This is a genomic window from Aeromonas sp. MR19 (genome assembly GCF_963899305.1).
Taxonomy (GTDB): Bacteria; Pseudomonadota; Gammaproteobacteria; order Enterobacterales; family Aeromonadaceae; genus Aeromonas; species Aeromonas bestiarum.
In genome coordinates, this window is record NZ_CAWQWZ010000012.1 from 23,372 (window position 1) to 38,481 (window position 15,110).

General features: G+C 56.1%; 12 protein-coding genes. 4 read left to right on the forward strand and 8 right to left on the reverse strand.

Features of this window, described 5'->3' with window-relative positions:
- Positions 1-19 precede the first annotated feature (19 nt).
- The 6 genes from AACQ95_RS11710 to AACQ95_RS11735 all read right to left on the reverse strand — a co-directional run bounded on the left by AACQ95_RS11710 (position 20) and on the right by AACQ95_RS11735 (position 6,856).
- Positions 20-1,060, reverse strand: coding sequence for a M35 family metallo-endopeptidase (locus AACQ95_RS11710; RefSeq protein ID WP_241280945.1), 1,041 nt, complete (start codon positions 1,058-1,060; stop codon positions 20-22).
- Positions 1,061-1,365: 305 nt separating this feature from the next.
- Complete coding sequence (locus AACQ95_RS11715; protein ID WP_241280946.1) at positions 1,366-2,010, reverse strand: DUF2913 family protein; 645 nt, start codon at positions 2,008-2,010, stop codon at positions 1,366-1,368.
- Between the two features lie 137 nt (positions 2,011-2,147).
- Positions 2,148-3,443, reverse strand: a complete 1,296-nt coding sequence (locus tag AACQ95_RS11720; protein ID WP_042866233.1) for a DEAD/DEAH box helicase — start codon at positions 3,441-3,443, stop codon at positions 2,148-2,150.
- Positions 3,444-3,717: 274 nt separating this feature from the next.
- On the reverse strand, positions 3,718-4,251 hold the full coding sequence (gene speG / locus AACQ95_RS11725) for a spermidine N1-acetyltransferase (RefSeq protein WP_241280947.1): 534 nt from the start codon (positions 4,249-4,251) through the stop codon (positions 3,718-3,720).
- Positions 4,252-4,362: 111 nt separating this feature from the next.
- Positions 4,363-5,013 carry a DedA family protein gene (locus AACQ95_RS11730; protein ID WP_043139268.1) on the reverse strand — a complete coding sequence of 217 codons (651 nt, stop codon included), beginning with the start codon at positions 5,011-5,013 and terminating at the stop codon, positions 4,363-4,365.
- Between the two features lie 259 nt (positions 5,014-5,272).
- Positions 5,273-6,856 (reverse strand): CHASE4 domain-containing protein, encoded by a 1,584-nt coding sequence (locus AACQ95_RS11735; protein WP_241280964.1) that lies wholly within the window; start codon positions 6,854-6,856, stop codon positions 5,273-5,275.
- Positions 6,857-7,194: 338 nt separating this feature from the next.
- On the opposite strand from AACQ95_RS11735, the gene AACQ95_RS11740 reads away from it, so the two are divergent.
- The 4 genes from AACQ95_RS11740 (at position 7,195) to AACQ95_RS11755 (ending at position 11,774) form a co-directional block, all read left to right on the forward strand.
- Entirely contained in the window at positions 7,195-8,148 is a 954-nt protein-coding gene (locus AACQ95_RS11740) for a hypothetical protein (protein WP_098983666.1), read from the forward strand.
- A gap of 398 nt (positions 8,149-8,546) precedes the next feature.
- On the forward strand, positions 8,547-9,251 hold the full coding sequence (locus AACQ95_RS11745) for a hypothetical protein (RefSeq protein WP_241280948.1): 705 nt from the start codon (positions 8,547-8,549) through the stop codon (positions 9,249-9,251).
- The gene (locus tag AACQ95_RS11750) at positions 9,232-10,203 is read left to right on the forward strand and encodes a beta-ribofuranosylaminobenzene 5'-phosphate synthase family protein (protein ID WP_241280949.1); all 972 of its coding nucleotides are present in this window, start codon (positions 9,232-9,234) and stop codon (positions 10,201-10,203) included. Before AACQ95_RS11745 ends, AACQ95_RS11750 begins: the two co-directional genes overlap by 20 nt.
- The gene (locus tag AACQ95_RS11755) at positions 10,191-11,774 is read left to right on the forward strand and encodes a non-canonical purine NTP pyrophosphatase (protein ID WP_241280950.1); all 1,584 of its coding nucleotides are present in this window, start codon (positions 10,191-10,193) and stop codon (positions 11,772-11,774) included. The genes AACQ95_RS11750 and AACQ95_RS11755 overlap by 13 nt, the downstream gene beginning before the upstream one ends.
- Positions 11,775-11,939: 165 nt before the next feature.
- On the opposite strand, the gene AACQ95_RS11760 is transcribed toward AACQ95_RS11755, so the two are convergent.
- Together AACQ95_RS11760 and leuA are read right to left on the reverse strand one after the other, a co-directional pair.
- The gene (locus AACQ95_RS11760) at positions 11,940-13,196 is read right to left on the reverse strand and encodes a DUF1615 domain-containing protein (protein WP_445290532.1); all 1,257 of its coding nucleotides are present in this window, start codon (positions 13,194-13,196) and stop codon (positions 11,940-11,942) included.
- A gap of 162 nt (positions 13,197-13,358) precedes the next feature.
- On the reverse strand, positions 13,359-15,017 hold the full coding sequence (gene leuA / locus AACQ95_RS11765; RefSeq protein WP_241280952.1) for a 2-isopropylmalate synthase: 1,659 nt from the start codon (positions 15,015-15,017) through the stop codon (positions 13,359-13,361).
- Between the last annotated feature and the right edge of the window lie 93 nt (positions 15,018-15,110).

Sequence of the window (15,110 nt, forward strand, 5' to 3'; positions counted from 1 at the left end):
GGCGGCCCCTGTCAGCGGATCAATTTTCGCTCGGGGTATTTTCGGCGAAGTATTCATGGTTGTCGGCGTTGTTGAGCGCCTTGACCGGCTCCGTCTTCGCCAGATTGCGGGCATTGGCCTGACCGTAACCCAGATCATCGGTGCCTGCCACCACGGTGAAGTGGCTCAGCTCATGGACTATGGTGCCGGCACGGGAGTCGGTCCCGGTGACGGGCGCGGTCCAGAAGCTCTTGCACAGATAGACCTTGTAGGGCTGATCCGGGTAGACGTAGGCAAAGTAGCTCTGCTTGCAGCCGCAGTCGAAGGTGAGCGGCTTGTTGTCGATGGCATCCTTGATCTTGCTGAAGTGCCCCTCGGCCTGATCCCAGCGGGAGGCGTCATAGGCGCCAAACCAGCTGCGATAACGCTGGCCATCGGGCTTGTCCACCGCCAGATAGCTGCTGGAGTTGTTGCTGATGCCGCTGGCGGCATCGAGCGCGGCCAGAATATCGCTCTTCTGGGTGTTGCTGCAGCGGCCGCTGAAGCTGACCGAGGCGGTGACGGCCTGAGGGTCGGCGGCGGCCACCTTGGCCTGAACTCGCTCATCGTTCACCCCCTCCACCCACAGGGTGATGGCGTTGGACTCGCTCGCCTGGGCCTGTTTGGCCTTGGCGGCCTTCGCCTCCTGCGGCAGGGTCGGCAGCTGATAACGGATGCTGTATTGACCCTGGGCGCTCATGTCATAGAGACCCGACACCTCCGCCTGCACCGTCAGGCTCTGGCCGGCCTTGAGCAGCTGGAAGTCCTTGTCGGTCGGCGCCGCCCGCTTGATCAGGGCCCCCTCGTAGCTGACCGGCTGACCATCCCGTTCCACCAGGAACAGGGGGGCATCTTCGCTGCCCGGCAGTTGCCACTTGAGCAGGCGGATCGGCTTGTCGCCCGTGTTGGTCAGCGTCAGGTTGACGCGCACATCGTCTGTGCTGCCATCCACCAGGGTAAGTTGGGCATCGAGCCCTGCGGCGCAGAGCGGAGAGGCCAGCACACCGGCCAGCAGCAGGGCAATGGGAGTCGCTTTCATCATGTTTCCTCATTCATTGAGTATCGCCATCAGGCGGTTTGCTTCCTTAAGGCCCTCTTTGGGGCCAACCCACCCTAGAGCAGAAATTTTCCGCCACCATCCCACCATATGGGGGACGCCCCCCATCAGAGGGGGAAAGAGGAGGAAATAGCTCTATGCGACAAACCATCCGCGACAAAAACGGGGCTCGCCATCCCACTTGCCCCTGGCTCTCCTCGCCTCCCCGGCGTTCCCATCGCCGCTCGCCGCGCATAAAAAACCCCGGCGCCAGGCCGGGGTTTGGGAAGGACAGAGGAAAAGGCTCGCCGTCAGGCTTTCGCCTCGGCCAGCAGCGCCAGCGCGGGCTGCAGGTTGGCCGGCACCAGACAATACGCCTTGTGGTGTTTGACCAGCGTGGTCTTCTTGTTGCCCTGGCTCAGCAGCAGACCATGGCGAAAGGCCGCCTCGGCCAGCTGGGTTTCGTCACAGCGCGCATAGAGGGTCAGCGGCTTGACAAGCTCCCCCTGGACCAGGTGCTCGCCGTATTCGCGGCTGGAGATCACCAGGCTGGATTGGCCCTGCCCCTGCAGGCGCAGCTTGGCGCTCACCTCGCTGTCGGTAAACACTAACCAACCCGCGCTTTCCAGCTCGGCCAGCATGGCGGCCAGCCTGGTGCCGAGCTGCTGGGAGTCGGCCTGCACGCGGGCGTACTGGAAGGCGATGCGCTCCAGCAAGCCCTTGAGGTCGGCGCCGGCTCCCAGGGTGCGGCCCTGCTGGATCCAGCCTTTCAGATCCTCCATCACCAGCCGGGAGAAGCGCTTCTCCTTGAGGGAGTCCGCCATCCAGGTACAGAGAAAATGGCTCTCCTGGGCCGGGGTGCGCTTGCCCGTCTTCTGCTCGGCGGTACGCGCCAGCTCGGCAAGGCTCTGGGTGGCCATGTCGAGCAGGGCCTGATTGTAGTTGGGAGGTGTCATCACGAGTCCTCAGAGAGACGGGCGGGCCAGAGGCCGGGTCATCAACAGCATAAAGGCGCCACTGGCGCCTTTATGTACTAAATCCCCCCTCCCGGCCTGCCCTGACAAGGGGAAGGCCGGGGCGGGGTTGGGCGCGCTTACTTCGGCTGACGCGGCTTCTTCATTGCCGCCAGACGCTTGAGACGCTGGCCTTGCAGCTTGGCCTCGGCCATGGCCTGGGCGGCGGCGTTGTCATCGCGCTGGGGACGCTTGCCGAAGCGACGACGCTCCTGCAACTGCTTGATCAGCTCGTCACGGTTGCCCACCTGGTAGCCCGGCACCATGACGCGGCGGATCTTCTGGCCGATCAGCGCCTCGATCTCGAGCAGGGTGCGCTCTTCCTCGCGGCTGACGAAGGAGATGGCCATGCCGCTCTTGCCGGCGCGGCCGGTACGACCGATGCGGTGCACGTAGTCTTCGGCCAAGAACGGCAGATCATAGTTGACCACGTACTGCAGATCCGGGATGTCCAGACCACGGGCGGCCACTTCGGTGGCGACCAGCACCCGCACCTTGCCTTCGGTGAATTCGCGCAGGGCGCGGCGACGGCTGCCCTGGGCCTTGTCGCCATGCACCACGGCGGACTTGATGCCATCCAGGTTCAGCTCGGCTACCAGCTCGTCACAGCTTTCACGGGTACTGGCAAACACCAGCACCTGCGGCCAGTTCTGCTTGCCGATGAGCTCGGAGAGCAGCTCGCGCTTGCGCTTCTGCTCCACCGGATAGACGGTGTGGGTGACGGTATCGGCGGTGGAGTTCTGCTTGTTGACGCTGATGATCTGCGGCTTGTCCAGCATGACGTTGGCCAGCTTCTTCACCCCGTCGGAGAAAGTGGCGGAGAACAGCAGGTTCTGGCGCTCCTTGTTGACCGCTTGCAGGATCTGCTGCACATCGGCGCTAAAGCCCATGTCGAGGATGCGATCCGCTTCGTCCAGCACCAGACACTCGACACCGGAGAGGCTGAGGTTGCAGGCGGTCAGGTGCTCCAGCAGACGACCCGGGGTCGCCACTATGATGTGAGCACCCGCTTTCAGCTTCTTGGCCTGCACATCCTGCTTGCCGCCGCCAACGAGCGTCAGCACGGTAACATCCAGGTACTTGGCGAAGTCATTGATGTTGCTCGCCACCTGGGCCGCCAGCTCGCGGGTCGGGGTCAGGATCAGCACACGGGCGTTGGACGGTTGCAGCTCGGCCGGCTTGTCCACCAGGCGCTGCAGTATCGGCAGGGCGAAGGCGGCAGTCTTGCCGGTCCCGGTCTGGGCACTGGCCAGCACATCGAGACCGCGACGTATGGTCGGGATCGCCTGGCGCTGCACAGGGGTCATCTCCTGATAACCGCAATCTGAGACGGCACGCAAAATCTCGGGGGCAAAATCGAACGATTCAAATCTCATAAATTGGGTTCCTGTGTTCCAGCTGGGCTGTGTTTGGCTTGCGGCTCGGCGTAGGCGAGGCGGAGGTTGATACCACCGGTGGCTGCGTCCGACATCAAGTCAGAAAGTGAGCCGGAAAATGGCGGGCGCGAAGTGTAACAGATAGGCATCACAAATTCTGCCTCAAATGACCTGAGTTTTTATCCTGCGGCCAAAACGCGCCGACCGGGGGAGAGGCCAGGCTGACACAGGCCGGCGCCGCCCTCCCCCCTGGGCACTCAGGCGTCAGGCAACCTTAGTTCCGGTTTACATCATCTGCCTTGAAATCACGCTGAAACAGGCACATGCGAATGGCGGTGCGATATTTGCCATCGATGAAGAACTCCTCTTTCAGCTCCCCCTCCGGCTCGAACCCCAACCCCTGATAGACATGGATCGCCTTGGCGTTGTCCCGATCGACGATGAGGTACAACTTGTGCAGGTTCAGCACGTTGAAGGCGTACTTCATCCCCTTCAGGGTCGCCGTCCTGGCATACCCCAACCCCTGATAGGCGGGGGCTATGATGATCTGGAATTCGGCGCGGCGATGAATGCTGCGAATGTCCACCAGCTCCACCAGCCCGACCTGGGTGCCGGCCACCTCCAGGATGAAGCGGCGCTCGTGCTGATCGTGGATGTGCTTGTCATAGAGCTGGGCCAGCTCCATGTAAGCCTCGTAAGGCTCCTCGAACCAGTAGCGCATTATGCTGGCGTTGTTGTTGAGCTGATGCACAAATTTCAGATCCTCTCGCTCGAGGGGACGAAGGCTCAGGGTGTCATGACATGACATAAGGTACCTGCTTGAAGGTTGAGGGGCGACCCTGGCGGCCCGCTCGGGGTCGCGCCTGGGTCAGGTGTATATTCACAAGAAATACGCGGGGCGATGACCGCCTGCAGCCGATCAGCGGATGCGGTTGGTCGGGCGCTTGAGCAGCCGGATGGCGATGGCCGCCATGGCGATGACGAACAGGCCGAGGGAGGTCACCAGCAGACACTTGGTCATCAGCTCGTGATACTGGGCAAACACCGGGGCCGCCATCACGAACTTGCCCACCAGACTCAGCAGCAGGGCCCAGAGGAAGGCGCTGGCAAAGCTTGCCATCATCACCCGCGGCAGATGCAGGCGCGAAACCCCCATCAGCATAGGCGTCAGCACCCTGACGAAGGGCACGAAGCGGGAGGAGAACATGGCCCAGAAGCCGTAGCTGTGCAGCAGACGCGAGGCCCGTGGCAGGCTGCCGTCCGGGATCATCCGCTCCACATGGCCCATGAAGGAGGTACCGTGCAGCGCATGGCCCTGCAGATAGGCGATCAGGCTGCCAAGCCCGGCGGCAAGCGGCATGTAAATCAGTGTGACTTCGGGGCCAAGCACCCCCATTCCCACCAGGCCACCGGCCAGCAGCACCAGACTGTCACCGGGCAGGGGCAAAAAGACGAAGCTCGATTCGAGAAAGAGGATCACCACCAGACAGGTGACGAGCAGGCCCACCGCCTGCATCTGGATCAATTGGTTAAAGTCCTGTTGCCATATGGCAAGCAGCATCTCCTGCATCTGGTGACTCCCATCAACATAGTGAGCATCCATAGTGGGTGACCCGAGGGCCACCGGTGCGGCAGACCCTCCCTGTCGCCATGCCCCTTCTCTCCATGAGGGAGGCCCGTTATACACCCTGCCAAGTGAACAAGAAATTAATGCAGGTCACGGATAGTGGAGATAATCGCTCTGGCGCGACGAAAGTTGCGCCTTGAGCCGTGTGTGCCTTGAGCATGTGTGCCTTGAACGCAAGGGAGGGCACCTGGCGAGGCGGCCCTCAGCTGCGCTTGAGTTGCTGCAATTTGGTGAGGGTGAGCAGGGTCTGGGCGGAGAGATCGCACACCGAGAGCACGAAGGCCGTCTCGTCCGGGTGCCACTCCTCCTTCAGACTGGCTCGTTCGGCGATGATGAAACCGAGCAGCTCATCCCCCTGCTTGAGGGGTGCCATCAGTATGGCGCCCGAGAGGGCATCGAGCCCGAGCTGGGCCAGCATGGCGCCAAACCGTGACAGATCATAGCGCTCGCGGATGATGAGGCAGGGGGCATGCTCGGGCTTGGAGACCTCGTAGCGGCCCTGGATCAAGGCATATGGCAGGTGAAAACCCTGCTGATGATGGCGCTTGGGCAGGAAGAAGAGATCCTGGCAGAACATGGATTGCTTGTCCTCGGCGCAGAACCAGACGCTGGCGCGGGCGGCCCCGGTGCCGGCGCACACCGCCTCGTTGATATGACGGGCGGCCTGCCCCGGATCCTCGCCGGTCAGCAGATCGCTCTTGGCCAGGTGGATCAGGGCCCCGTGCTGCAACTGCTGCCGGGTCCCGCTGTCGGCCTGCTGCTGACGCAGGCTGTCCAGATGATCGAGCATGCGATTGCAGTCGATGGCGACCTGGGAGATCTCGTCCTTGCCCTCCACCAGCAGCCGACGCACGGCGCCATCGTCAGCGATGAGGCGCAGGTTGGCACTCAACCGCTGCAGGCGGGCGGCTATGTAGCCGTTGAGGATCAGCAACACCAGGGCGGCAAACAGCAGGGTACCCAGGCTCAGCAACCAGAAGATGCGCTGCTCGATGGCCTTGCCCTCCAGCATCAGATCCCGTGGCAGGGTGAAGCGAAAGATGAGGGGCGACGTCTCCTGCAAGGTATCGATCTGGGCCAGGGTGAGCAGGCGGTCCTCTTGCGGCAGGATCAGGCTGTCGCTGGCCATGAGCCGGGTCAGGGTCGGCGCCCCCTGGCTGGCGGCGAGCTGATCCGGGCTCAGGAAGGTGAGCGACAGGGCTGTGCGTTTTTGCAGCTGGCGGATGAATTTCGGGGTAAAAGCCTTGAACAGCAACAGGGTGCCGCGACTTGGCCCCTCCCCCTCGCTGCTCAGGATCTGGGTGGCGGCCATCAGGTAATAGCGCTCGCCGTCGAACCAGATGCCGGCGTTGGGCTTGAGGGTGCCGTAGCGCATCAGGTAATCGGTCAAGGCCCCCAGCTGGGCCGGCGTTTGCGAGACCAGCTTGCCGGCCTGGTAGGCAAAGGCCACCTGCGGCTGCTTCTCCCTGTCGTAGAACGCCAGCAGATCGATCCCCAGGGTCTCGAAGGTGCGCACGTTGAAGTTGGCATCCAGATAGGCCTGATCCCGACGGGCCATGAAGGCATAGGTCTCATCCCATTCGGACCAATCCTGCCCCAGCATGGTCAGCTGGCCCAGCTCGGCCTGCACCACGGCCCTGACCCGCTCGCGGTTGCGCTCCACACTCATGCGCTCCAGCTCGCCGAACTTGTCGCTCACCACATAATGCAGGCCGACATAGCCAACCCCCTGCAACAGCAGCAGCGTCAGCACTATGGTCAGCGTAATCTTGCGGCTGATCTTCATCTCCACTCACACTCCCGAACAAGTGACCCATTGAGTTTAATGGATTTTTATTATCCGCCCGGACGCAGTGCGAAAAACCTGACCCGACCGTCCGTGGCCCGCATCGGCAAGCGGTGGCGTCCACTCGCACCCCACGAGCACACGGGCTGCACAGCCAGGAGAGGCGCAGAGAACGCCGCCAGCCCCCGCCTGTTGCATCGCCAGCAAGCCGGCCCCTGATCTGAGGATCGCGTACGCCAGAAGAGTGCCATCCGGCTCATTATCCGGGCTGCCAAGCCGAGAAAAAATCGCTACAGTGTAATCGTGCCTCAGCCAACGAGGCTTCACGGGAACCCGGCATGCCCTCATACACCTCTCACACCAACCTGCCCCTGCTGATCAGCCTGCTGCTCGGCACCAACGCCATGGCCGACGAGGACTCGCTGGTGCAGCAGCGCGCCAACGCTGTGGTGTCGCTGATGACCTTCACAGTCGTGCCCGACATCACCGCCAGCAACATCAATATCGGCAGCGGCACCAACCAGGCGGCGGCGCTCAACATGACCCAGGTCGGCGGCGGCGCCACCATGAGCGAGAGCGTGCCCATCTATCTGGAGGGGACGCTGGGCTTTAGCCGCTACGATCCCCAGTTCGTGGTGAGCAACGGCAGCGAGACCCGCACCATTCCCACCAAATGGAACAGTCTGACGGCCACCGGCGGGATTGGCTGGGACATAGGACTGCACCGGGACAGGCACGGCGGCAACTGGGTGCTGCGTCCCCTCGGCAACGTCACCCTGGGCACAGTGGCCAGCGATCTGCGCATCGGCAACTGGCTGCTGGGCCAGTACACCGGCAAGAACCTCGACTTTCTCGATGGCGGCAGGCTCGATGTCTATGGCCTGGGCGGCGCCCTGATGCTCGACTATGAACTCTTCTCCCCGACTCAGGACATAGACGCCGAGCTGCGCTACTCCTACCAGCATCTGCAGAGCTTTGGCGGCACCTCGGCCAGCGTGACCGGCCAGGCCAACGCGGAAAATCTCGGCCTCTATCTGCGCCGCCGTGCCCCCATCGGCGATCTGACGCTGCTGAGTCGGCCGCTGCGCTACGTGATGGAAGGGGCTCGCACCGAATACCTCGGCGAGCAACGGGGCCTGCTCGGTTTCAACTCCCTCAACTCGCTGGGGCTCGGGATCGAGCTCGACAGCAGCAAGTACGACATCATAGTGACCCGCACCCGGCTGGTGGCCCGCTATATGTTCAGCCACAACACCAGTGGCTACGGCGTCGGGCTGGCGATGAGTTTCTAAGCTCTGCCCACGGAACAGAGCCGCCCAACCTCTGTTGCGGGATTCCTCTTGCCTTCTCTTCTCATAAGACCCTCCGACAGCAACGCCTAACCCCCAGCCACCGCCCTCTAACTGCCAGCGCCACCACCGGCTAAAAATCACTGATGAGTCACACAGTTAGTGGGACTTGTCACACATTCGTCCTGATTAAGTCGCTATAGTAGTTCTGTTTGACACTCTGGTTATTCGTATAGAGTCCACAACGTGTCAACCCAGTACTCTCTGTAATACGGTTGAAACCCAAGGACGATAGTTCGGTTACTTTCAGCCACAATATGACGACTGCCAATGATGCCACAATAGAAATTTCAAGTTATAAACCTACTCATAGTAACAATGTTTGATAATAAGGCGACTATATGATTAAAAAGAAAATAACTATAAGTCTCAGTAAAGTAATATTGTGGACTTATATTTCAATGGCTATATTACTTGTTGCCCTATATTCCTTTGATATTATTACATCAACTAAATGGGCCCCTTTAGTTGGCGGTGGACTAGTTTCAGTTGTAGCATTATTGGTTCAATTCACGACGGATTACCTTGATTATGTCAGAAATGAAAAGATAATAAATTCTGGACTAATTGGAGTTCTAGAACGAAGAGACGATAAAGATTTTTACAGAAACATAATAAAAAATTCCAAGGCTGAACTTAAGTTCCTCTTCCACACCGGAAAGCGTTTCTCAGAAGACTTCTGCCAAGCAGAATCTGGAGACAATGAGTTTATTTTAGCGTTAACGAGAGGTGTTAATGTTAAATTACTTCTTCCAAGAGTGGACTCAATTACAAGTGAAAAAGAAAAACAAAACTTAACTTTAGCACTTGAGCGTTTCGTTGAGATTAAAGATAATTTCAAAGAAAACTTTGAAATTAGACTTTATAATCATGAGCCACACCACAGTATTTTTGCATCTGATACTGACATTATTGTAGGACCTTATTTTGAAAAACGGAAAAGTAAATACTCACAGTCTCTACATTTCAGAACTGGCGCTGCGTTCACTCTAGATTACATTCAATATTTCGATGAGGAGTGGTGTAATGCTAAAGGTCAAGATTAGTTTGCCATTTAGGCTCCATTTCACTCTAATCGCAATGCATGACTGTAACTACAGAGTTAATGGCGGTGTAGGGCTTGCTGTTTCAAGCAACAATCATTTCCTAGAGGCGACACATGGAAATAAAAACACTTTAAATATAAGAGGAAAATGCAATGATGCTAACAAGATAAAGAATATATGTTGCCAACTTGACGACATATCTAGATCTCTTTCGCTCAAGCAGTCAATAAATATTACAGCAACAGGGGATTATTTTTTCCACGTGGGCCTTGGAACCCACACCGCTATAATTCTTGCATGTATTGAGTTGTTGATGATCATGAACAACATACCTTATAAGGAGGAAGATATAATACAGCTCTCAGGTAGAGGTGGGACATCCGGCATAGGTATAAAAAGTTATTTTTCTGGCGGTTTTGTATTTGATTTGGGTAGAAAAAAAGAGAATGATGAATATCTCCCTTCTTCTTTTGCAAGTAAAATGAGAAAACCAACAACTTTAATTACACATGATGTTCCAGAAGGATGGAAAATTGGATTGATAATTCCACAAACCGATACTCTTATTTACGGTAATTCAGAGTTTGAATTTTTTAAGAAGACATGTCCTATTAGTTCACATGCAGCCCACTCTGCATGCTACATATCTACATTTGTTATTACCAGCTCTATTATAGAGAATGATTACGTTAGCTTTTGTGATGGTATAAATGCACTTAGGGAATGTGAATGGAAAAAATCAGAAATAAATAATCGATCTGAAAATTTATCATCCATGTTAGAAATATCCACTTTTAATCCTGACTGTTATGGCATGAGTAGCTTTGGACCAAGCATTTATTTTTTCCATGATGATGCAGAGATCATCGCGAAAGAATATTGTGCTTTACATGGAGGAGACTATATTCCATTAAATATCTGCAACTCAGGGAGAACTATATGTTTGAACTGATTTTTTTCACCTCAAATAGAACTAAGATGCAACACGCTAGATATTTATGTCGTGAGTATAATATAAAGATAACTAATTTCAGAGAAAAAACCTATCATGCGAACTATGATGAGCCGAGAATAAATGACAGGTTCAAACTACTCAAAGAGAGTTTGAAAAGTGCCAAAAACAAGGCTAAATCAGCTGGATTGCCTCCGTCACAAGCATTTATTATTGAAGATACATCAGTAATTATTGATGCCCTTAGTACGGATGGTATGGAGTATCCAGGTCTTGATATAAAATATTGGATGCGAGAAAATTCTTTTGAAGACATAGATATAGTACTAGATTTTTCTGGTAATAATCGCACCGTTACGGTCAGGTCTGATTTAGTTCTATACATTCCGACCATACGAGCGGAAGAGTTTATATTTACAAGCAGCACATCAGGGACAATAGTAAGGCTTGAAGATAAGAGCTTACAAACAAATGCTATATATCCATGGTTAGATAATAAAACTTTTAATAAATGGTTCTGTCCTGGTAAAGAAAAAATTGTTATTAGCCAGATGCCTATCGAAGTTGCAGATAAATATGACTTCCGTAAAAATGCATTTTTAGACATGCTTTCATTTTTAGAAAAAAAACATGTAATTTCAAAAGCAAAATTATCCGTAGGCCCAGCAACAAATAAAGAAATCATAAATGACATTTCAGCATGCCATATCGTCACAGGATTGAGTTGCGCAGGGAAAACCACTATTGCAGAATACTTGACCAGTAAATATTCTTTTTTTCATATTGAAGCCTCTGATTTTATGCATCTTATATACTTAGAGACTCATGGAGAGAAAAGTGATATCCAAATTGGTAGATTTGCTGAATTTTTGTTATCAGAGAGGCCTACTCTAGTAGCTGAAAAAGTATTGGATTTTTTAGAGAAATATAATTGGCCATATGTAGTTATAACCGGATTCAGAAAGTATGAGGAGGTTGTATTTATACAGAACAATTATATTGTTGGCAACGATGCAGATATAATATTTATATCTGCAAACAGCACAAGTCGAAAAGAAAGGAAACTTGAAAGAAATCGCTCTGAGGTAGGGCCACAAAGGGAGTCTTTTGAAGAGAGAGATTCCCGAGAACTCGATATGGGATTAAATAAAATCAGAACGCTACCTCAAATAAACACAATAGAGAACGATAAAAAAATAGATGATTACTATGATTTTTATGAGCATGCCATGAAATTATCACCACCTATGTTCTCTCCTAATGAAACAAATAAGTCAAATTCACATGACTCACTCAAATTAAAAGATTTAATTGTTCTTGTTTTATATAAAAAAAGAGGACCAGGGGAGCGTAACTCATATTATACAACAGGTGAAATCTGTACCTTTATAAATAATGAACTAATCCTTTCAAAACCAAAATTCAGAGAGAATGTAGGTAGACTACTAAATAAGAAATTTGATGTCTTTTTTGAAGTTTATCCTGATAAAAAATTAAAAATAAAAAAATTTCGTCTATCAAACACAGGAACTAGCCATGCTAAACTGCTACTAAAAAGATACTTAATATAAATAATCGCAACGCATCCATATTTTATTTACCACCCTAATTATTAATGTAGATGTAGAGTCTTTTACTATTCGTTGGGATTTTTAGGTCAGGTAAACATTGTTTTTAATTTAACGCATCCTTGATAACAAGGGCAAACACTTGGCCACCCTTGCTATTTCTGGATACTAGCGAATTGTAGCAATCTTCCTAATGCAAGCTTGTGCCCTGCCATCCACCCGTTTGGCAAACCAGGCGGTGGTGAGGTTGCGGGTGATCTTGGGGCTCTTGAGGGAGATGCCCGGCAGCACGGCGCGGGGTTGCCGCTTGCCGGCCTGCTTGTCGGCCAGGGTAAAGACCCTGTGGTAGAGATCGCTTTGGGCAAAATCGCTGGTGTCGCCGAGCTTCAGGCTCTGGTGAATGGCCTGCTTGCTCATGCTGAGGCGGCCGGCGATGGCATGAACAGCGAGCTCTGTCTTGCCCGGCAGATCTGAGTCATAGCGAATGAGATCCCCATCCAGTGCCAGCGGCTTGCCGCTCACGCGGCTGACCGCCGCCTGGAATGCGGCGTTGCGACTGGCATACCAGCCGGCGTTGAAGTCGGCGTAACGGTAGAGGTGATCCGGATACTGGGCCGGGTAGTTGAGCAGATGACGGGTGCCAAACCAGATGCCGCCACGGCGGCTAAAGACTTCGTGGCGGATGGAATCCTTGACGGGATAAGGGTAGCCACGGGCGTTGGCCTCGGCGAAGGCGATGCTGACCTGCATGGGGCCACCGGTACGCACCGGGTTCATGTTGCCAAACAGGGTCTTGCCCATGGGCACCTCCCCTATCATGTCCTCGAAGATCTCGCTCATCTCCCGCTCGGTGCGCAACTTGTCGATGCGCTCGGCATAGCTCTTGCCGGTGGGGGAATTGATGCTGAGCGCAGTGCGCACCACGAATTCGGGGATCAGCAGCTTGCTGGCGCGGGCGTTGATCTCCTGCCAGGCGATCTTGCCAAGGCCAGGCACCACGGGATCAGCCTGAAAGGTGGACTCCTGCTCGGCCACCGCCAGCACGGAACAGACGTTCTCGTCGGTCACGGCCAGCTCCTGTTTGGCGAGGGCCGTGACTATGTCCTGCGCCCAGCCGTTGCGATCCACGGTACGGGCCGGCAACAGCCGCACTATGCGCGACGGCATGCTGGCCGGGGCTCTGGGGATCTGGGCCTTGGGCAGGGGAGCGGGTTTGGTGATGGCCGGCCCCGTGATGGCCGCACTGCCAGGTTGGCGGGTATCGCCCTGGCTGGCCGGTTCGCTGGCACAGGCAGCCAGCAGCAAGGCGGCCAGCAGAGGCGCGACATGATGACGATAACGAATGAGATGATGCATGAAAGCTTCCCGATGGATAAGGCGTCCCGGCACCCGCAGAGGGTATCCGGACGCAGACAGCCAGGGCATTGTAGAGGATTGATCGGGGGATCAGAAGGCATGAGCATGGCCAGCCCGCAAGCATCCGCCGCTGACACGACAAGGCCCCCGCCGGTTGGACGGGGGCCTTGCAGATGTATCGGGTCATGGCCAGGGGCAAAGACAGTGCCCGGCCGATGAGCTGGGGGCGGATCAGGCCGTTTGGCGCAGGGCCTGGATCTGGGCGGCGCCATTGATCACCGCCTGCAAGGAGGCGTTGACCACGTCGCGGCCGATGGCGACCCCGCACTGGCGCCGACCATCGACACTGAGCAGCACATAGGCGGCGGCGCGGGACTCGGTGCCCGCACTCAGGGCATGTTCCGAGTAGTCGAGCACGTCTATGTGCATGCCGGTCTGGCGCTCCCAGCCGTTGACCAGCGCCGTGATGGCCCCCTCCCCCTCGCCCCGCAATTGCAGCGATCCATCTGGGGTCTGCAGCTCGAGGTGCAGGCTCTCCTGGCCGTCGTGACCGAGCTGGAAGCGACCGATGCGATAGCCGTGCACCGGCTCAAGATAATGTTGCTCGAACAGGGCGCGGATCTGCGCCGGGTTGATCTCGCTGCTGCTCGCCTCGGCCTGCGCCTGTACCCGGCGGCTGAAGTCGATCTGCAGCCAGCGCGGCAGTTGCAGGCCGAGATCGCGCTCCAGCAGGTAGGTGACGCCCCCCTTGCCGGACTGGCTGTTGATGCGGATCACCGCCTCGTAGCTGCGACCGAGATCGGCGGGATCTATGGGCAGGTAGGCCACATCCCAATAGGTGTCGGGCTTCTCGGCCGCCAGGGATTTACGAATCGCATCCTGATGGCTGCCGGAAAACGCCGTGTAGACCAGCTCGCCGGCATAGGGGTGGCGCGGGTGCAGGGCTATCTGGGTACAGGCGCCCACGGTAGCGACTATGGCATCCATGTCAGACAAGTCCAGCTCGGGATCTATGCCCTGGCTGTAGAGGTTCATGGCCATGGTGACTATGTCCATGTTGCCGGTGCGTTCGCCATTGCCGAGCAGGGTCCCCTCGATGCGATCCGCCCCCGCCAGCACCGCCAGCTCGGCGGCAGCCACACCACAGCCTCTGTCGTTGTGGGTGTGAATGGAGATGCTCACCTCGGGGCGCGCCCTGAGGTGGCGGCAGAACCACTCCACCTGATCCGCAAACACGTTGGGGGTGCTCACCTCGACCGTGGCTGGCAGGTTCAGGATCATGGGGCGGGCGGCGGGGCGCCACTCGTCGATCACGGCGTCACACACCTCCACCGCGAACTCCACCTCTGTGCTGCTGAAGCTCTCGGGGGAATATTGGAAACTCCACTCTGTGCCCGGGTTCCTTGCCGCATGCTCGCGTACCCAGCGCGCCCCCTGCACGGCGATGGCCTTGACCCCCTCTTTCCCTGAGTTGAACACATAGTTGCGCTGGGTCGGGTTGACCGAGTTGTAGACGTGAACGATGGCGCGCTTGGCCCCCTTGAGGGATTCAAAGGTGCGGATGATGAGATCTTCGCGGGCCTGCACCAGCACCTGTATGGTGACGTCATCGGGAATGAGATTGCGCTCGATCAGCTCACGCACGAAGTCAAAATCGGGCTGGGAGGCGGCCGGGAAGCCCACCTCGATATGCTTGAAGCCGACATGGACCATCAGCGCCCACATTTGCAGCTTCTGGGCCACCGTCATGGGTTCGACCAGCGCCTGATTGCCATCGCGCAAGTCCACGGCACACCAGAGCGGCGCACGCTCCAGCACCCGGTTGGGCCATTGGCGATCCGTCAATGCGATGACGGGGGCGGGGCGGTATTTGCGATGATCGAAGCTCATATTCAGATTCCCTTGGCTGATGTCCTTGAGGTGCGGCGCCGTTGCGGGCTATGAGGGTGAGCAACGACGCGACTGGGCAGGCAAGCAGACGGG